19 protein-coding genes and 1 pseudogene are annotated in these 18825 nt (G+C 35.3%); 8 read left to right on the top strand and 12 right to left on the bottom strand.

Annotated features, from left to right (window positions below):
• Positions 1 to 39: 39 nt before the first annotated feature.
• A complete protein-coding gene (locus tag A8805_RS05095) occupies positions 40 to 1248 on the bottom strand; it encodes a Coenzyme F420 hydrogenase/dehydrogenase, beta subunit C-terminal domain (protein WP_109709120.1) in 1209 nt (402 codons plus the stop codon).
• A gap of 294 nt (positions 1249 to 1542) precedes the next feature.
• Here A8805_RS05095 and tnpA (A8805_RS05090) point away from each other — a divergent pair, with 294 nt between their 5' ends.
• The 4 genes and pseudogenes from tnpA (A8805_RS05090) (at position 1543) to A8805_RS05070 (ending at position 3531) form a co-directional block, all read left to right on the top strand.
• A complete protein-coding gene (gene tnpA, locus A8805_RS05090; RefSeq protein WP_109709119.1) occupies positions 1543 to 1926 on the top strand; it encodes an IS66 family insertion sequence element accessory protein TnpA in 384 nt (127 codons plus the stop codon).
• Positions 1821 to 3047: pseudogene (tnpC, locus tag A8805_RS05085) on the top strand (IS66 family transposase). Before tnpA (A8805_RS05090) ends, tnpC (A8805_RS05085) begins: the two are co-directional and overlap by 106 nt.
• Positions 3013 to 3255, top strand: coding sequence for a transposase domain-containing protein (locus A8805_RS05075; RefSeq protein WP_109709116.1), 243 nt, complete (start codon positions 3013 to 3015; stop codon positions 3253 to 3255). The pseudogene tnpC (A8805_RS05085) and the gene A8805_RS05075 overlap by 35 nt, the downstream one beginning before the upstream one ends.
• A 63-nt stretch (positions 3256 to 3318) precedes the next feature.
• Positions 3319 to 3531, top strand: coding sequence for a hypothetical protein (locus A8805_RS05070; RefSeq protein WP_109709115.1), 213 nt, complete (start codon positions 3319 to 3321; stop codon positions 3529 to 3531).
• 260 nt (positions 3532 to 3791) lie between these two features.
• Here the strand turns inward: A8805_RS05070 and A8805_RS05065 are convergent, their stop codons facing one another.
• The gene (locus A8805_RS05065; RefSeq protein WP_109709114.1) at positions 3792 to 3992 is read right to left on the bottom strand and encodes a hypothetical protein; all 201 of its coding nucleotides are present in this window, start codon (positions 3990 to 3992) and stop codon (positions 3792 to 3794) included.
• 74 nt (positions 3993 to 4066) lie between these two features.
• Here A8805_RS05065 and tnpA (A8805_RS05060) point away from each other — a divergent pair, with 74 nt between their 5' ends.
• The 4 genes from tnpA (A8805_RS05060) to A8805_RS05045 all read left to right on the top strand — a co-directional run bounded on the left by tnpA (A8805_RS05060) (position 4067) and on the right by A8805_RS05045 (position 7070).
• On the top strand, positions 4067 to 4477 hold the full coding sequence (gene tnpA / locus A8805_RS05060) for an IS66 family insertion sequence element accessory protein TnpA (protein WP_047775991.1): 411 nt from the start codon (positions 4067 to 4069) through the stop codon (positions 4475 to 4477).
• Complete coding sequence (gene tnpB, locus A8805_RS05055) at positions 4471 to 4815, top strand: IS66 family insertion sequence element accessory protein TnpB (RefSeq protein ID WP_047775988.1); 345 nt, start codon at positions 4471 to 4473, stop codon at positions 4813 to 4815. The genes tnpA (A8805_RS05060) and tnpB overlap by 7 nt, the downstream gene beginning before the upstream one ends.
• Before the next feature lie 152 nt (positions 4816 to 4967).
• Positions 4968 to 6584, top strand: a complete 1617-nt coding sequence (gene tnpC / locus A8805_RS05050; protein WP_109709113.1) for an IS66 family transposase — start codon at positions 4968 to 4970, stop codon at positions 6582 to 6584.
• Between the two features lie 66 nt (positions 6585 to 6650).
• On the top strand, positions 6651 to 7070 hold the full coding sequence (locus A8805_RS05045; RefSeq protein WP_181392740.1) for a WYL domain-containing protein: 420 nt from the start codon (positions 6651 to 6653) through the stop codon (positions 7068 to 7070).
• On the opposite strand, the gene A8805_RS05040 is transcribed toward A8805_RS05045, so the two are convergent.
• The 10 genes from A8805_RS05040 to A8805_RS05000 all read right to left on the bottom strand — a co-directional run bounded on the left by A8805_RS05040 (position 7060) and on the right by A8805_RS05000 (position 18803).
• Positions 7060 to 8508: a lipopolysaccharide biosynthesis protein gene (locus A8805_RS05040; protein ID WP_109709111.1), complete on the bottom strand. Its 1449-nt coding sequence runs from the start codon at positions 8506 to 8508 to the stop codon at positions 7060 to 7062. The two genes, A8805_RS05045 and A8805_RS05040, sit on opposite strands and share 11 nt — an antisense overlap.
• 4 nt (positions 8509 to 8512) lie before the next feature.
• Positions 8513 to 10885 carry a polysaccharide pyruvyl transferase family protein gene (locus A8805_RS05035; RefSeq protein WP_207657675.1) on the bottom strand — a complete coding sequence of 791 codons (2373 nt, stop codon included), beginning with the start codon at positions 10883 to 10885 and terminating at the stop codon, positions 8513 to 8515.
• Positions 10824 to 12038, bottom strand: coding sequence for an O-antigen ligase family protein (locus A8805_RS05030; RefSeq protein WP_109709109.1), 1215 nt, complete (start codon positions 12036 to 12038; stop codon positions 10824 to 10826). Before A8805_RS05030 ends, A8805_RS05035 begins: the two co-directional genes overlap by 62 nt.
• Positions 12039 to 12043: 5 nt before the next feature.
• Positions 12044 to 13246, bottom strand: a complete 1203-nt coding sequence (locus tag A8805_RS05025) for a glycosyltransferase family 4 protein (RefSeq protein ID WP_109709108.1) — start codon at positions 13244 to 13246, stop codon at positions 12044 to 12046.
• Positions 13247 to 13277: 31 nt separating this feature from the next.
• Entirely contained in the window at positions 13278 to 14405 is a 1128-nt protein-coding gene (locus A8805_RS05020; RefSeq protein ID WP_109709107.1) for a polysaccharide pyruvyl transferase family protein, read from the bottom strand.
• Positions 14405 to 15517, bottom strand: a complete 1113-nt coding sequence (locus A8805_RS05015) for a glycosyltransferase family 1 protein (protein WP_207657674.1) — start codon at positions 15515 to 15517, stop codon at positions 14405 to 14407. The genes A8805_RS05020 and A8805_RS05015 overlap by 1 nt, the downstream gene beginning before the upstream one ends.
• A gap of 64 nt (positions 15518 to 15581) precedes the next feature.
• Positions 15582 to 16079: a glycosyltransferase gene (locus A8805_RS05010; RefSeq protein WP_109709105.1), complete on the bottom strand. Its 498-nt coding sequence runs from the start codon at positions 16077 to 16079 to the stop codon at positions 15582 to 15584.
• 12 nt (positions 16080 to 16091) lie between these two features.
• Entirely contained in the window at positions 16092 to 16541 is a 450-nt protein-coding gene (pssD, locus tag A8805_RS05005) for a PssD/Cps14F family polysaccharide biosynthesis glycosyltransferase (RefSeq protein ID WP_109709104.1), read from the bottom strand.
• A gap of 657 nt (positions 16542 to 17198) precedes the next feature.
• Complete coding sequence (locus A8805_RS22030) at positions 17199 to 17342, bottom strand: hypothetical protein (protein ID WP_181392738.1); 144 nt, start codon at positions 17340 to 17342, stop codon at positions 17199 to 17201.
• A gap of 48 nt (positions 17343 to 17390) precedes the next feature.
• Positions 17391 to 18803: a sugar transferase gene (locus A8805_RS05000; RefSeq protein WP_109709103.1), complete on the bottom strand. Its 1413-nt coding sequence runs from the start codon at positions 18801 to 18803 to the stop codon at positions 17391 to 17393.
• Between the last annotated feature and the right edge of the window lie 22 nt (positions 18804 to 18825).

The following is an 18825-nucleotide window of genomic DNA, read 5'->3' as shown; positions in this document are numbered from 1 at the left end:
ATCACCACACTTTTCTTACTTATACAGAATTGTCCGATTTTATTTTCTAATTATTTTCTTGATTCCTTCTTTAACGTTTGGCGGAATCATCATTTTTATTCTTTGTTTCAATCTAGGCTTACCATATTTCTTGATAACGAAATCAGCGCCATTAGTATTATACTCATCCCAAAGTCTATCTGTTCCTTCAGGTCTTTCAGTTGGTGCATTCAGATTATGCTGATACTTAATATATGCATCTGTTTCACTCAATACACAACTCTTTCCTTCCATAATCTTATTCATGAGTTTACTGCCCTTAGAACTGTTTACAATAATTTCGCTTATTCCTTTTTTCTGTACAAAAGTGCCAGCATCAATTTCATTTTTTAATATTGTCTCTGCTCCCCAGTAATCTCCTATTGTCAAATCTCCTGGTCGATTCATGTTAGCATATTGACAGGAATAACAACTCTCCCGAAGTGCTTTATGTGTAAAGAACAGATTGGTAAACACCTGAGTATACTGATCATATACAAGTTCTTTACCATTCTCAAATTTCGCCATTGCAGGATATCCTCTCCATCCGGCAGCTTTATATCTAAAAGAAAATTCTTTCATCTTGCCAAATTTCTTTTCCATCCAACTAACATAATTTTTCCATAAACCTGGACTTGGAGTACCATGGCAAATAATATCAACCAAAAAGAGATTTTCATCATTAATATTCTTTTTAGAGACATATGATCGAACAGCTGCAATCTGACAAGGTGTACCCGTGTATAAAACAGCTTTTCCATCTTTCAAATTCGTTTCGACTTGCTTAAAACAATCATTCATATTGGACTGAACATATTTACTTGTACAAAAAGCATTACAATCAGTTCTTTCAGATGCTGATTTATGCATGATGTTCATTTCAGAATCTATAATTGTACCATAGACAGTAATATTATCTCCATCCATGCTATAAATTGCATCGACAATTGCGGAAAAAGCACCTCCTGATGAAGAACGGTTCAATTCATCAATATTATTATTTGTAAATGCATAGCAGGCTTGTTTATCTTCCACTTTTTCTGCACCATTTTTATAAGCACATACCTTATTACACATTCCACACTGAACACATTTATCATCATCGATTTCAGGATAGAGAAAACCTCTATCATCTTGTTTCATGCTGATTGCACCTTTCGGGCATATATTAAAACAGGCTCCGCACCCGCAACAATCTTTTTTATCATTAAAAAGTATAATCTTTGGCACTCTCTATTCCTCCCATGACTTGAATACAAATAATTATATCATATCAACTGCAATTAAGTATATTGGTTTTTCTGACGATAATTGTACAAAGTATGCAAACTTCCTCATATATACAGTAAGCGCTACATAATCTACCGTAGTGTCATTTGATCTTCCTTGATGTAAGATCAGGATAGTTGGAGTACATTACTCTAAGTTCTAATCTTGAACGACAAAAGTTGTAGCATTTCACTGCTATTTATTTCAAACTTTTGAATCATATTACTCCAAATATTTTTTTGGAGGATTTAGCCAATGACAAAAGCTCAAAAAGATGAATACTGGATGGACTGCATTCAGCAATGCCGCGTTAGCGGCTTATCTGATTATGCATGGTGTCATCAGAATGGCGTATCTACCAGCTCTTTTTATTACAACATCAAAAGGCTGCGTATGAAGGCATCTGCTGTACCAGCATCAGTTCCAAGAGTTGTAGAAAAGCAGGAAGTTGTACCAGTTCACTACAATGAATTGTCTGAAACAAAAGTAGTCAGTCCTAAAAATCCAACGGATTCTATCGCAATCCTTCTTGAATATCATGGCGTCGTTATAATGGTCCAGACATTGATGGACAGCTCAGCCTGTTCGATCAGCTTGGAATTGATGAACCAGTCCAGGTACCTGAAACAATCAGCGTAACTTCTCACCAGAAGAAGAAATCCCGTGCCACACATGAAGAACTAGCAAAGTATGTTCCAATCAGAATGATTGATCTTGAACTGGAAGGTGATGCGCTGAACTGCCCTTACTGTAATACTCCAATAGAGGATATCGGTTCCAAGGTGGTTCGTGAAGAGATCCGCATTACACCTGCGAAGGTCGAGCGTGTTCAGTATGTACAGCACAGCTATGCCTGTCCTACATGTCGTGATGACGGTGAATCAACAATCGAGAAAGCTCCGGTTCCAGTTCCTCTGATCAGTCATAGCAGAGCATCTGCTTCTGCAGTTGCTTTTATCATGTATCAGAAGTGCATCAACTGCCAGCCATTCTATCGTCAGGAAAAAGACTGGGAACAGCTTGGCGTCAAGCTAAACCGAGGTACTATGGCCAGCTGGTTCAATACCTGTGCTGAGGAATATCTTGAACCTGTTTATGATAAACTTCACGAGTATCTTCTTAAGCAGTCTGTAATTCATGCAGATGAGACTACATGTCATGTACTTCATGAGGATGATAAGACTCCAGAATCAAAGTCTTACATATGGCTGTACACCAGTGGCGCTTTTGAGGAACACCGAATTCTGATCTATGAGTATCAGCCATCAAGAGGCGGTTATCATGCAGCAAAGTTCCTCGCTGACTTCCATGGCTTCGTTCATACGGATGGATTCAGCGGGTACAACCGATTGACTGATATCATCCGATGCGGATGCTGGGCACATCTTCGAAGATATATGTTCGAAGCAATCCCTAAGAAAAAGGGGGTAAATGCAAAATCCTCACCGGCATACATCGGGTATGCTTACTGCGAACAGCTCTTTCAGATTGAAAAGACTCTGAAAGATTTACAACCAGAAGAACGCCAGAAACAGCGTCTTGAGCTGGAACGACTAGTACTGGGTGCATTCTGAAAGTGGATAAATGGGACGAATGCCCTTGGCGGATCAAAGCTTGCCAAGGCAATTAATTATGCCAAAAACCAACGTGCCTTTATGGGGAACTATCTTCAGGATGGAAGATGCTCCATAAGTAATAACACAGCTGAACGAGCTGTGAAATCTTATGTTATGGGAAGAAAGAACTTCCTACTTTCATGACACTGTAAAAGGTGCCAGAGCAAGTGCTGTAGTATATACACTTGCCGAAACAGTAAAAGCGAATGGCTTAAACATCCGTCTCTACCTGGAAACAGTACTGAACAAGATGCTGGACTACAAAAATGAGCCCGATAGCATCTTAGAAGAACTGATGCCATGGTCAGAAACAATGAAGCAATTCTGTCGCTTGGATAATGGTAATGTCTAATTTTTTCAAAGGGATGAAAAATCAGAAAAAGCAATACGCTATTTTATATAGCGCTTACAACACATGCCGCAAGACCATCAGAAATATCTGGAATGGAACGGCGACCGTTTCCGCAAATGGGCAGAACGGATTGGTAACAATACGTACCTGGTAGTGGATGCAATCCTGGATCGTATTGTACATGACGCATATATGATTAACATCCAAAGCATTGATGTATCAAAAGATGTATCAATGCGTGAGATATATGGCTTAGATAAAAGCTTACGCGAGTAAACTCGCATTAGGTGGTTCCCATGTTCCGGACTATCGGTTCCCGATTTTCCGGAACGGCGGTTTCACCGTACAAGAATATTTGAATATTCTTGTACAAAGAAATCACCAAACCGCTTAAATGAAAATCGGTAATCTGGATGCCAGAAATCATCCTTATTCTGCATAATTTCCAATCTTCCTATTTGAGGAGAGTTGTCAAGCCCTTGTCGCCGCAGGCGATGCGTTAGCAGGCTTGAAAATGCTTCTCGAATAGGATACTGTTACAGGGCAGAATTAATTGCTTTCCCAAGACCGGAATCATGATTTCCAATAACCGGACAGACGATGGATTTCATCCCGGAATACTCAATATTCACCCCATTGCTATGATTTACAATGAGGATAACGTAAGCGCAAAATAATTCGACGGATTGTTTTGCCCCAAAATCCAGTTCATAATTATTGTTAGAGAATGCAAGCATTTCACTTCATTTTCTTTTGATAGAAATGATAGATGCGAGTATTTTACTCTAATTATGTTATGGAGGAATTGCTCATGAAAAGTACCAGAACACCTGCACAGGAACAATACCGATTAATTATGGAATGTCGCCAAAGTGGTCTCACGGATCATCAGTGGTGTGTACAACACAATATCAAGCCGGGGACATTTTACAACTGGGTAAAAAGACTTCGCCAAAAAGGATGCGCCGATTTGCCATCCGTGACTGGTCGTAGTTATGACGCATCTGAAAAACAGGAAGTTGTAAAAGTTGATTTTAAAAATCCCGATATATGCAGTCAATCTGAACTTGCACTTGATACTGCATCTAACAGCAGTGTGCCGGTACTGGATATGCCGGCCATGAAACTTTCAGTTGGTAGATGTATCCTGTCTATTCCAAACGGAACAGATCCACTTCTTTTGTCTCAGACACTCCGTGCAATGAAGGAGCTCGAATGTTAGGTGATATCACAGCCGCCGATGAAATCTTTATAGTAACCGGACGAACGGATATGCGGAAATCTATTGACGGTCTGTGCGCAATCGTGGAACAGCAGTTGCATATGGATCCGAGACGGAGCGCACTTTATCTTTTCTGCGGCAAACGCTGTGATAGAGTCAAAGCGCTTCTTTGGGAATCTGACGGATTTGTACTTCTGTATAAGAGGATGGAAGTTCAGGGAAGATTCCGCTGGCCAAGAAACCAGCTGGAGGTAAGACGGCTAACCTGGCAGCAATTCGACTGGCTCATGTCGGGTCTTGAAATTGAACAGCCAAAAGCATTCAAGCCTACGGATTAACTGTGGAAAAAGTCCACATCTTTTTATCGAAAAGTGGATACTTTCCCACATCCCCAAAGAGGACTGAACCCCCTGTAAATACTGGATTTTGTGCTTCTTTTTCTATGCTTTTTATGGTAAAATAAAAGCATAGAAAAAGGAGCAGAAAACCTATGGCTGGCAATTCAAAAGATTCAAAAATCCTCGAATATAAGGATACGATCAGTCAACTGAATATAACCCTTACCACACAGACAGAGCTGATCAAGTCTTTGCAAAAGACCTTAGAAGCAGACCGCCTTGAGAAGGAAAATCTTCGTCAGCAGATTGAATATCTTACGAAGAAACTCTTTGGTACTTCCAGCGAAAAACGTAAGGAAGTCGATGGACAGCTGAATCTTTTCGACGAAGCTGAACAGGAAGCTGACAGTAGCTGGAATCTTGAACTGCCAGATGATATCACTGTTCCAGCCCATAAACGTAAAGCGAAACGTACTCATGCAGAACTCTTTAAAAATGTACCATCCTGTGATGAAATCATTTCTTTACCAGAGGAAGAAAGAAACTGTCCCTCCTGTGGTACGCAGATAGAATGTATAGGCAAAGAATTCGTTCGTCATGAATTCCGTTTCATACCTGCAAAGGGTAAAGTTGTAAATATTTATCGTGAAACATACAAATGTCCAGAGTGCGCTGTATCAGAGGAAAACCCTGATGAACAGATCTTTGTGAAAGCCCCTGTTACGGATGCACTGATTCCTGGGAGCTATGCATCTGAATCTGTAGTTGCCTGGGTTATGAACCAGAAATATCAGAATGGTATGCCGCTGAAAAGGCAAGAGCCGGATTGGTCACAGCTTGGTGTTGCCCTAAATCGTGGGATACTTGCTAACTGGGTTATTTATTGTGCGGAACACTATTTCAGTCCTGTTTATGATTACTTCCATCGTCAGCTGCGGGGGAGGCAGTATCTTATGGCAGATGAAACACGGGTCCAAGTATTAAAAGAACCGAAACGTAATCCGGAAACCGATTCCTGGATGTGGCTGTTTCGCAGTGGAGAGGATGGCCTCCCACCGATTGTGCTCTACCATTATACAGAGACACGAGCCAAGTACAATGCAGAAAGCTTTCTGGGTGGCTTTTCTGGATATCTGGAGACTGATGGTTATCAGGGATATAACAATCTCCCTGGCATCAAACGATGCTCATGCTGGTCGCACACCAGGCGTTATTTCATAGCTGCTGTGCCAAAAGGTAAGGAGTATGATTACAGCATACCAGCAGTACAGGGGGTTCAGTTCTGTTCCAAGCTTTTTGAATGCGAACGGTACTCAAAAGCCAAAAATCATTCTGCTGACCAAAGAAAGGAATTCCGCCTCACGAAAGAAAAAGCTGTTCTTGAAGCATTCTGGAACTGGTTGGATCAGCAGAAACCAGTCAAAGGCACCCGCTTTGATAAAGCGGTGAACTATGCCCAAAATCGGAAAGACACACTTATGACCTATCTTGAAGACGGTCACTGCAGTTTTTCCAATAATCTTAGTGAAAATGCCATCAGACCATTTACTGTAGGTAGGAAAAACTGGCTATTCAGTGCTAGTCCCAAAGGAGCAACCGCCAGTGCTATGGTATACACCATGGTTGAAATGGCTAAAGCGAATGATTTGAACACCTATAAATATCTAACGTATCTATTGACACAACGGCCAAACGAAGGCATGTCAGATGAGTTGCTAGAGCAACTTACACCCTGGAGCGAAGCTGCCAAAGCTAGCTGTCAAAACTAAAATAGAGTAAAACGCTTGCATCTATCTTTGGTGTAAGCGATATTTTGTCAATAGCGTAGGATTATTTTGTTCTTACAGGATAACTACTACCTGTTATGTTTTAGTGAAAAGCACCAGGCAACCTGCACCTACCGGATTGACCGCATGGATCAAGTTGCTACCGAAGATACTACAGTCTGTCCGAAAGCTATTGTTGACCATGAAGATATTACCAGTTACACTGAACAGGTCTTTAAAATGTATGGTGGCAAAACTGAAGATGTTGTGCTGCAATTTGATGATTCCCTTATTGGTGTTGTTCATGACAAATTTGGAGAAGACACTCCTATGATTCGTATGAACGAAAACACCTGTATTGCTACTGTAAAAGTGCAGGTCAGTCCTACATTCTGGGGATGGTTGTTTCAATTTTCTGATAAAATGAAGTTATTAACACCTCAACTACTTAAAAAAATATATATAAATATGTCAAACTTTATTTCTTAACTGTTTTATATAGTGATACAATTCTATTTTTATCATAATATACCAATAATCCTAATAATCCAATCATTACAATTCGAATAATCAGATGATTTTTCAAAACAGCAAATAGGCATCCTATTAGAATAAAAACAAATGAAATCAATACTATGTATTTTACTTCATATATTTTTTCATTATTAGCATATTTTTTCACAACATTATTCATAAAAATATAATGAAGAATTGCGATAAACATATATGAAATAAGAGTAGTATATGCAGCTGCTTGATAACCAAATTTCTGAATAAAGATATAATTCAATACTAAATTTAAGAACGCTCCCGCGGTCGATGCAATCATCACTGCTCTTGTTTTCGCATAGTACATTTCCACATCTACAAATATATTATAAATAAATGCGAAGAAAATTCCCATTGTAATTGGAGGAATAACATCTATCGCCCCTTGATACGCTTCAGGTGCAAATATTCTAACAATCTCTGGAGCAAATGCAATTAAAATCAAATTACTAATTGCAACTAAAATTAAAGCTCCTATCGATACCGTTTGAATTTTATTACTCTCTCCAGCCTTTATTTTTTGAAATACCCATGGTCTCAAACTGTTTTCAATTGATGTGTTCAGCATACTTAAAATCGCTGCAATACTATATGCCAAACTATAAATACCTGCTTCACTAACACCAACCATCTGATTGATCATAAGTCGATCAGAATGATTTAAAATAAACTGCGACAAAAAATGAGGAACAAGTGGTATATTAAAAACTAAAGCGTACTTCCAGTATTCTTTATTATAGAAAGTCTTACCTTTAATCATTATTTTAACATACAAGAAAATATATATTACGAATTGAATAATTGCTAAAGATATTATTCTGGCATCTGCTTTGCTTCCTTTCATCATTAAGACTGCAACCACACCTATCGAAGGATTTAATATTGCTACAGCCAAAGTTAGTTTAACCAAATTTTTATATCTAAATAAATTTCTCTCTCTCGTAGCCCAAAAATCAAAGGCACTGACTGAAAGCATAATAGCAAACATGCACATCATAAGCACAGTTGATAACCCAAAAATTCCATTCCAAAAAGATCTAAATGGGTAATAAATAAGAAAAAACAAGCCAATCCAACACGTGGTTAATCCCAGCAAACTTGATGAGAATCTATCTTGATCCTCAGAATATTTAACTAATCCTTTCACATACACACCATAGCAGAAACGTAATGTAGCAATGATGGTAATGATTTCAAGCCATGAATTAAAAACACTATATATACCATAATCTGTAGTATCCAATATCCTGGTAAATATTGGGGTCGTAATGGTTGAAATACCTCTCTGGACGAAACCACATATTACAAACCAGAGAGATGCCTTAGCCGCAGCAGGCATTTTTTTATATTTATTTATAAAACTATTAAATACATTCATTCAACTACCTCAATCTAAGTTTTTTCTTTAATGCCCGTACAACAATTCTCGCATTTGTCTCTAGTTTAGATGGTGCATTTAAAACTACAGCTTTACTGAATGAACATTTTTCATTATTTATCATTTCATAGAATTTTAAACTTTTTTTATTTTTTTTTGCTGATAGACAAAACAGCGGATGTTCTTTATCGAGACGACTCATATTTACTAGTTCTGAAACAATATTTCCTTCCTGTTTCATCTTATCAATAAAGGCCAATCCTTTTTCTGATTGTGGAATAACAATGCTTGCACCTATATGATCATTTTTTTCTCTACAAATAGCATCAATATCCCAGAAATCACCAACTGTAAGATCACTGCTTCTAGGAAATGCTTTTAAAGAACATGAATAGCATGATGGGCGCAAAAACAAACCTTCTGTGTAACTTTTTAAATACATATCTTTCGATTTTTCTCCCAAATACCTAGAACCATCATCATATTTTATACTCATTGAATAATCTTGCCAAGAATTGCTTTTATCTCGCATATTAATGTAAGATATCATTTGATCTTCTTTTTTCATTTCATTAAGATATTTTTCCCATGCATTTGGTGATTGTATTCCATAGCATAATAAATCGACACAAAATAATTTTTTGTATTCTTTTTGAAGAAATGATTTTAAACCATGGACCTGACATGGTGTTCCACAAAACATAACTGTATTATCATCATCCAATAATTTTTTTATTTTCACAAAGCTATCTTCCAAATCACTTTCCGAATACTTTGATCCGAGTAACTGTGGCAATAAGTCCTTTTCAGAAATAATTGAATGGCAAACTTTAAAATTATTATTATATTTTGCAGCACAAACGTACCCTTGTTTCTCAAGAATATACTCTGCAATTGTACCAAATATTCCTCCAGATGAACTAGCTTTCCTAATTTCATCATCCGTGCACATCGCAAAATATGCTTCACGGAATGAGTGAAGGATGTTTTTTTCTTCTTTGTTTGGACACACTTTATTACATAATCCACAATTGATGCAGGCATCCATATTGTCTATAACTGGGTAATGAAAACCATCCTCTTGTCTTAATATCATTTTTATGCAACCTTTTGGGCATATTGACGCACAAGCAGAGCATCCACAACAATTTATATCTTCCGGTACAGTAAAACCCTTCTTCTTTTTTACTTTTTTAATATCACTAAATGCATTCTCTAAATATGTATCTGTATTAATTCTTAATGCGTTTAATTTATTATATACTTCTTGATAATCATTTTCATTTAAATAAGATGTATTATCTTGTTCTAAATCAACAATTAACCGTTTTTCCAATCCCAGTTGTTCTAAAAGCGAATATATTCTCGAATTTGTTGAATTGGATTCTATCGATGCAAATCTCTCAAATGTATAAAACTGTTTCTTAAAAAGGACAGAAAAGACACTTGCATGAAATGAGTCAGTACACACATAAGATGCATCTCTAATTAATCGAAGGAAATCACATGGTGTAACATCATAGAATTGATAATCAGATAATGCATCATCAGCTTCATTATATTCGATAAAATGTGGCAAAGTAACTATTTTTAATTTGTTTTTTTCAGCTAACCTTTTCACATATTCTCGATGTTTTCGATTTGAACCCAAGAAATAACAAAAAATATACTTTTCATTAGTAAGCTTCCTACCTGTACTCGCCAATTCTTCCCATATTTTTTTTTCAACTGATAGAGTAGGGTCTAATATAACAGGTACTTCTTTATCAATCAACTTTTTAATAATATCTTGACCTTGTTTTTCTCTTATTGAAATAAAATCCATAGCATTCAAAAATTTTATATACTCTTTTTCTGTATTTAGTGGAACATTATTCACTCCAAAACTAGGTGCGAACGCTATACGCTTACACCCCTTTGAGGCAAACTCCAACGTGACGGTTGGATTATATACATTAGAGGGAAGCCAAATTTGATCACTTCCACATACTACAGCACTATATTCTTTTGCCACCTTCACTAGTCCACTAAACCCTTTGATTGTTTTAGTAACGTTATAATGCGTCGAATCAAAACTATTGATTGCATCTAGCCTTTTTACTATACCTTGCTTGTATTTTTCATTTTCGATTTGCTTAAGATTTCTTTTCTGTAATTTGTTATGAACAAATTCAGAATTAAAATACCTGTGAACTAATTTATTAGGACGTAAATCACTTCTCCGTACAAAATTTATTATTTCCACCTCAAAACCAAGGCTCTCAATTTTTTTTTGAACTGCATAAGCCTGAAGTTTAGTTCCATAATTCAATATTTTATAAGGTGTACATAACCCGACTTTCATTTTTTTTATATTCCCTTCTGTAACTTTTTTCAATACTAACTAAATACGACTTTTTCCCGTTTGATAAAATATTGTCTCCTAAAATCAAAACTGGAAAAATTATACTACTTCCTAAAAGCAAAGATTCTGAAAATCCCATAATGAAAATAATCATCATCATGAAAACCACTATATCAATTCTGTTATCTTGACATTTTTTTCTTTTTCTATCAATGTATACAAAAGCTATAATTAATAGAGCAATACAAATAATTCCTCCAAGTAAAAGAAAATTCAATAATAGGTTGTGTGCATGTGTTATTCTAAACCCTAGTGCAAAAGCATCCGAATTTATTCTACCGCCCCCAAACAACCAGTGTTTACTAATTTGTTTAATTGCAGATTTCCAAATAGCTGTACGTCCTGTTAGCGTCAAGGATTTTTGCAAAACACCTGTTATGATATTTCCTAACTTTTCAAGCAATGTTCCATCAATTAAAAAAATATTTAGTATCATATAAACAACAAAAGAGTTCGTAATTCCAAGCCATTTAGGGAACTTATTCATTGTGATTAAAATAACTCCTATAATAAAAACAAGAATACAAATCAAGCCCGTTGTAGAAAAAGAAGCTATCATAGATAGTAGTGAAACTACAATTAATAGGTATACCTTCCAGTCTATTTTCTCCTTTTTTTCAATATACGATAAAAAGAGAATTGTTAACGCCGGAATTATTTGAATAACAAAAATATTTTTATATCCTAATAACCAGTTTTCTTGATACACAGATGATGCATATAAACCATTAGGGAAAAGAATCATACTCAAGAAATTTCCATAAATTAGAAGTTTCATCAAATCTAAATATACCTTATAAAAAACCATACGTATCTCTGGCGTATATGTAAGATAAAAAAAGATCCATAATAAAGCTAATCCAGTAAAATTTGACATTATAAAAATCCCATGACATAGACCACTAATAATAACTGAGCCATAAAACATTGTAAGTATAATTGGAAACACTGCAATCTTTTTGCTAAAAATCATTCTATATATCGCCCAAATTCCCGCCATTATCTTCCAAATCTGAACTACTGAACCAATAGTTTCATTTCTTGTAAATATATCTGGTAAGATAAAAGGCAAAATTAACAATGAAACCATTATTGCCTTTTTATTTATTTTTAAAGATAACACCATTAATTTTACCTTTCCATCAAAGATTGATACAACGTTTTAAAATCATTTATTTGCTTTCCTAATTCGTAGAAGTTAATATTCTTTAATATGGTATCAAAATATATAGAATACTCCTTACGGTTAGAAAACCTTGTAAAAGCTTCAATCAATTCATTTTCATTGCTAGGTTCGTATAAAATTCCACCTTCAATTCTGTCCATTATTTCAGGTATTCCTCCACAATTACTTGCTATAACTGGCAATGCGTTTGCATTGCCCTCAATAACAACCATTCCAAAGGGTTCAGGCCACTCCGATGGAACAATCATAACATCTGCTTCTTGGTACACCTTATATAACTCCTCATTATTCAGTTTCCCATGATATATAATTCTTGAATCCCTTTCTGCACAGGTGGTAACAAACTGAGATAATTCTCCAGAACCACAAATATGTAACTCTGCTTGCAGATCAGCATGTAAAAAAGCATTAATCAGGCTCTTAATTCCCTTAAAATATACCAAACGACCTGCAAATACAAATTTAATAATATTGCTCTCTCTTCGTTTCTTTTCTGCTATTAATTTTTTTAGATATTCCAAGTCAATATCAATTGCATTACTTATTTCTTCTGTTATATTTGCATTTGCGAAACAACCTGCTTTTAATGAGGTTTCTAATGTATAGCATGATGGAGCTGTTACTGCTTGAACATATGAAGAATAATAATTCATATACATTTTGTGAAATGTACGTATTAGTACACTTGCCTTATGTCCGTACTGAACTGGACTAACCGGCGCCAAATCATGAATTGTATGAACCACTGGAATATTCAACTTATATGCGCATTTCCATATTGCTGGTACAATACCATACAATGTGTGTGTGTGTATTATATCTGGTCTAAATTCATCACATACTGTCAGAAAATCATTTTTTACTTTTCGGTTATAATAGCAAAGTAATTTCTGATGTAATTTTTCTATTTTCCCTATATTTTTTTTATCGTAACTAAATTTAAACAAATGAAAATCATGTGCAGAGCATCTATATATTTTTATGCCATTATAATAATCAATTCTTGTCTCATTTTCAGAAGAATCAACACAGTATATAGCAATGCAATTTTCTTCACAAACCAATGATTCTGCTAAACGCTTCACCACTTGTTCAACCCCACCTTGCATATTTGGATAATAAAATGTTGTAACAAACAACAGTCTCATCTTTTTACCTCTTCTTTCAGTAAAATCATTATCACCCTAATATTGCCTTTCGCAAATAGTTCGCCGATTCAGTTCTCTTGTTTATTATAATTGAATCAACATTATTCCAGTCAATCTTTGAAAGAGAATCAATATCATCAAAATCCATATCATCTGAGATAATTCTATTTGAAATACATAACGATTTTTGCAAATCTATAATTCTATTTGATTGAGCAACTCCAATTTTAGGAAACGAATAAAAATTCCTATGATATAAGCAGCTAAAGACCATACAATGAAATGAATCTGTAAAAACACATTCTGAATATCGTATCATACTAATGAAATCTGCCGGCGATGCTTCCCATATTTTTTCATCTCCAAATTTGTAATCATAAATTTCTATATGCTCTGTATCTAAAAATGGCATTGTCATTATTTTCATTTTATTTCTTTTAGCATATTCTTCGATAAATTTTCTTTGTTTTTTTGTTCCACGTAGCAAATATACAAATATATATGGTTCTGAAGTCTTACGCTTTGAACATACAGAATCCCAAAGTCTTCTTTCTACTAATAGTGTTGGATCTAGTACTGTTATACACTTATTATCTTCTAACAATTTGTTCAAAACAACTGTTCCACTATCTTCTCTACATGAAATAGATTCAAATTTTCTTAAGTTATCCTTCACCACTTCCATATCATCATCAGAGAATTTTTCAACACCTACACTAGGAGCATAGGCAATCCGTTTTTTGTTATCATTAACAAATTGTAGCCAATACATACTTTTTACACTTGTAAGTGCTGGATTCCATATTTGATCGCTTCCGCAAATAAAGCAATCAAATTCATCATTGGCATACTGAATTGTTTCCTCATTATACTGGTTCTTAGATATGATTAAATGATTATCGACAAACTCCTGTATTGACTTATTTCGTTCTCTTAATCCCTTAAGACCAAATTTCCAATAAGCTCTCTTAAGTGAAGGAATAATGCCTATATTTTTAAATTTATCTATCACATTATCCACAGAAGCGATTTTTTTTCCATACTGGCACAAAATTTTATAATCCACCCCTTCAATTGTACCTAAATACTCTTGAAGTGCGTATGCTTGCAATATTGAACCATAATTATTTCGCCACCAAGTTAAACCTGCTATTTTCATTATATTTCCTCAACACATTTCATATATAAGTTTTCTAACTGCTCTGAAAGACTTATAATATCATACTTTCTAATCCTTTGTTTATTATTCTCGATAAAGTTACCACGCTGACTCTCACTTAAACAACAATTTAATATCACGTCACTCCATTTATCTAACGAATCCTCATTCAATGACATGGAGTAAAATTCATTACTAATACACGCTGCTTGAGGCACCACGTCAGATACCACACAAGGCAATCCATTAATTTGAGCTTCTAATAATGCTATTCCTAATCCCTCAAATAGTGACGGAAACACAAAACAATCCATTGCTGACATAATGCCTTCAACATCAGTTGATTCACCATAGAATATTACATTTTCTGTAATGTTTAAACCATCCACTAGGTTTTCCATCTCTCTTTTTTTGTATCCACCGCCAATTAATAATAATTTTGAATCAGGATTTTTCTCTAATACTTTTCCAAAGACTTTTATCAAAAACTTATGATTTTTTTGTTCATTAAAAAAGCCTACATGACCAATTACAAACTGATTTCCAATATGCAATTCATTTCTATAAAAGTTTCTCTTGTTTGTCGAGTAAATAAACTTTTGAGTGTTAAATCCATTTTCTATTATTTCAAATTTTCTATCACCAAACATCCACTGCCCAGCGATTTCACTGCAAGTAAAACCATGTGTGTATAATTTATTAAAAATTGGACTTAATAGTCTATGAATCTTTACATTGTTACATGTACTATTATGTGAATGAGCAATTCTAACTGGAATTCTATTTATCCATCCTAAAAACAATTCAGCTGATATAGTAGCACTGTTTCCATGAACATGCACAATATCATAACTACCATTTTTCATTATCTGATTTAATTTTTGATAATAATCTTTTGATTCTTTTTTTCTAGATGGCAATATATATAATTTACCATCTTTCTCTTTAATTTCTTTTTGATATTTTTCATCTGCCGGTTCACCCACTGCTATATCCATCTGAACAATTTGAGGATTTATATAATTATAGTAATTCATAATTACATTAGAAATCCCATGCAATCTCAAATCATTAGAAATAACAAGTACCTTTATCATCTTATATTCACCCATCTTCATACTTATTAGCACATACTGCAATATTACTTTGTAAAACACTCTGGTATATCCACATATATTACTTCATAAGGTTGTTGACTATTTCTTCCAATTGAGCGTTAAAAGCCAAATTATTACTGTTCATTTTTGTTGGCATTGCTTCTATCATTGTATCATAATTGATAATAATGGATTTCAAATCATCTATGTTATAAACTGGAATAATTGTGCCCATACATTCTGCTACGGCCTTTGCAAACTCTACTTGATGATTATTAACATGCTCATCAAACTCATACTGTCTTGGAACAACAATCGGTATTTTACCTACTTGCAATGGCATAATAAATGATGCAGGTCCCCCATGCGTAATAACAATTCGTGCATTTTTAACATTTTCGACCATTGTTTTATATGGCAATAGTTTCTCACACACACAATATTTGGGGGTATATGTACTAAACCCTGATTGTATAATAACCTCCTCAACAATAATTTTATTTTCAACCAATTCGTCAATTTTTTTTATTAATCGATTGAATGGTTGCTCATGTGTTCCAACCGTAACAAATATCATACTATTCTCTCCTTAAAAAATACTACCTAAATTAATAGCTTTGGGATAAACCTGTTTTTGCTCTTCCCACTGTACAATAAATTTATCAACAATTGGATAAACAATTTTTCCAGACATAGTAGGTTTATCTATTCTATCGAAAACTTCTATGTAAATTAACTTTGCTCCAAATAACTTTCCTAGATAAAAAAAAGGAACTGAAACTGCTGCGCCTGACGATATGATTATATCCGGTTTTTCTTTTCTTAGCACTCTCCACGCTACAAACGTGTTACAAATTAGATTTTTTATGTTTCTATTGGTTGGGAAATAACACGGATATATCTTCTCTCCTTCTAGAATACTCCGTGCATCTTCTTTATCAAAAGTGACCCAAAACCGCTCTTTTTGATTCCAAAATGGTTTTAACATATATAAATGAGTAAGATGTCCTCCACTTGATCCAACTAAACATATTTTCATTTCATAACTACCTTTCTCTATTTGCACTTTTGTTCATTTTCTCGGGTAAGAAACAAGAAAGAAACCTAGAGCCTATCAGCCTTTGACCTCCTTGTTCCTATTATGCCAAATCCTTATTATGCCCTATTCATAATATGCCCTGTCCATATTGTACCATAAGCAAATATAACTTTTCCGACAGCTCTTTTCCCTCATAATAATCTACTAATTCATAGTCATCGCTCTTCGAAATTCTCTCTCCAACCTGCGTATTCTCACCTTATGCAATGAATATAGTGCCTGAACTATCCTGGCTGCGATTCTTATAAATATACTTTTCTACATTCTAACTATCGCAAGCTAATAAGTTGAAATTCTTTATCAACATCAGTTTAGAATTATTCAAATACTTATAAATAGTAACACTCATTTTGTTCTCATTCATGAACACCAAGATTGACATGTATTCATCCATTCAACTTATCATAAATCATCTAACCTCTTGCGAAATCAATATCTTCCAAAGTTATCCCTACCATAGCTTTAGCACTAGTGATACAATTCATTTTGTTTTATTTGCCATCTATTTCTTTTCCCCTATTATAAATTCCCATTTCTAAGACTTGCCTAACTACATAAAGCCTGTAATAGACCTTAATCTACTCGCAGGCTTAATCTTTATTTTGTATCAACTTCTTGCTGTCCTTTTAACATCATGTTGGTGCACTGCTTTTCTATAATGGCTTCTATTGCCTCCTTATAAAAAAAGTTACGCTTGTATCCAAGCATCGTAATTTTAAAATAATCTTTACTTTCTAACATGAATTACATCCCTCTCATTTCACTCTCCATATCATTCAAAACCACCACTTAGGCAGCTCCTTCCTGCCCCAACACTATTAACACCGTCCTCCCAATAATCTTTAAATCCAATCCAAGTGTCCATTCCGCTATGTATTTGGCATCCAGCGTCACGACTTCTTCAAAATCCACAATATTGCTCCTCCCACTCACTTGCCACATCCCAGTCAATCCAGGTCTCATAGCAAGTCTCTTTCTATGCCGGAGTTCATATTGTTCGTATTCATCAACTGTAGGAGGCCTGGTTCCTACCAGACTCATGTCTCCCTTCAATACATTCCAAAACTGTGGGAATTCATCAATGCTGCTCTTTCTCAAAAAGTGTCCTATTGGTATGATTCGCGGATCATTGTCCATTTTGAACATTAATCCATTCATCTTATTCTGCGCCATCAATTCTTTCTTCCGCTCTTCAGCATCAGGATACATGGTGCGGAACTTATATATTTTAAAATGTCTCCCATTTCTCCCAACCCTTTCCTGAGAAAAAAACACAGGTCCCGGGGACTGTTTTTTTATAATCGGAGCAAATATAAGAAAGGCAATTCCAGTTGCAGCGAGCCCAACCAATGCTCCGCAAATATCCAGAAAACGCTTGCAAAATAACTGCCGCGGTGTGGCGAACTTCATCCCGGAGGAAAGAACCATAAACCCGGCAAATCTTTGTATCATCTTATTCTCGGCACTTGGGGTAAACCGTGCCAGATTAACATGTGCAATCAATCCCATGCCCACAAAGACTCCCATCAATCTCTCAGCCTGTTTTTCGTATTCAGGCAAATCAATAAATACCTCATCAATGATATTGTCCTGAATATACTGAATCATGTGCTCTTTATCTGCCACAACCGGCACGTATTTGATTTCCGTGCCAACCTTATCAGATGTATCATAAAGAATGCATGCATTTAGCTGGTAATCTCTGTAGGGCTGCAGAAGCCCTTCAATGGTATCTTCTATCCTTCCCTCGGTAGATATAATCAGAACTCGCCGCATTTTCTTCTTGCCGCGTATCCTCATACGTATAACGCGCTTCCAAAACAACCGAACCACCAGCACGATAAATACACTAACCGGATACATGCCCAACACAACAAGCCGTGAATATGAACTGGACTCCTTAAAGCTGAACATCCATACAATCAAGCCCAGGGTTACAAACCCACAGTGAGATAATGTCCGTTTTATCTCGACCATATATCCCCGTCGGATAATATCTTCATAGCTGTTCATGAAAAATACAGCCAGAATATTTGCCACTATTATCGCCCAAATCATGTACTGATAATGTGTGGAAAGCCCATTTTCCAGACTTCCGTTTCTTATAATATAGGATATAAGAAACGCTCCTTCCAGACATAGAATGTCCAATATCATAAAGTCTAAATGCTTTGTCCAACCCTTTACAATATTCTGATACATAGCTCTCCCCCATTCTGGCGTA

The sequence above is a fragment of the Faecalicatena contorta genome (genome assembly GCF_003149105.1).
Classification (GTDB): Bacteria; Bacillota; Clostridia; order Lachnospirales; family Lachnospiraceae; genus Muricomes; species Muricomes contortus_C.
The sequence above is the reverse complement of the archived record's forward strand: the minus strand, read 5'-3'. Positions and strand labels throughout refer to the sequence as shown.

Bases quoted from the DNA above. Each gene is read 5' to 3' on its own strand.
- tnpA (WP_109709119.1), top strand. From the start codon at position 1,543: ATGACAAAAGCTCAAAAAGATGAATACTGGATGGACTGCATTCAGCAA.
- A8805_RS05075 (WP_109709116.1), top strand. From the start codon at position 3,013: ATGTTATGGGAAGAAAGAACTTCCTACTTTCATGACACTGTAAAAGGT.
- A8805_RS05070 (WP_109709115.1), top strand. From the start codon at position 3,319: ATGCCGCAAGACCATCAGAAATATCTGGAATGGAACGGCGACCGTTTC.
- A8805_RS05065 (WP_109709114.1), bottom strand. From the start codon at position 3,992: ATGCTTGCATTCTCTAACAATAATTATGAACTGGATTTTGGGGCAAAA.
- tnpA (WP_047775991.1), top strand. From the start codon at position 4,067: ATGAAAAGTACCAGAACACCTGCACAGGAACAATACCGATTAATTATG.
- tnpB (WP_047775988.1), top strand. From the start codon at position 4,471: ATGTTAGGTGATATCACAGCCGCCGATGAAATCTTTATAGTAACCGGA.
- tnpC (WP_109709113.1), top strand. From the start codon at position 4,968: ATGGCTGGCAATTCAAAAGATTCAAAAATCCTCGAATATAAGGATACG.
- A8805_RS05040 (WP_109709111.1), bottom strand. From the start codon at position 8,508: ATGAATGTATTTAATAGTTTTATAAATAAATATAAAAAAATGCCTGCT.
- A8805_RS05030 (WP_109709109.1), bottom strand. From the start codon at position 12,038: ATGGTGTTATCTTTAAAAATAAATAAAAAGGCAATAATGGTTTCATTG.
- A8805_RS05025 (WP_109709108.1), bottom strand. From the start codon at position 13,246: ATGAGACTGTTGTTTGTTACAACATTTTATTATCCAAATATGCAAGGT.
- A8805_RS05020 (WP_109709107.1), bottom strand. From the start codon at position 14,405: ATGAAAATAGCAGGTTTAACTTGGTGGCGAAATAATTATGGTTCAATA.
- A8805_RS05015 (WP_207657674.1), bottom strand. From the start codon at position 15,517: ATGGGTGAATATAAGATGATAAAGGTACTTGTTATTTCTAATGATTTG.
- A8805_RS05010 (WP_109709105.1), bottom strand. From the start codon at position 16,079: ATGATATTTGTTACGGTTGGAACACATGAGCAACCATTCAATCGATTA.
- pssD (WP_109709104.1), bottom strand. From the start codon at position 16,541: ATGAAAATATGTTTAGTTGGATCAAGTGGAGGACATCTTACTCATTTA.
- A8805_RS22030 (WP_181392738.1), bottom strand. From the start codon at position 17,342: ATGTTAGAAAGTAAAGATTATTTTAAAATTACGATGCTTGGATACAAG.
- A8805_RS05000 (WP_109709103.1), bottom strand. From the start codon at position 18,803: ATGTATCAGAATATTGTAAAGGGTTGGACAAAGCATTTAGACTTTATG.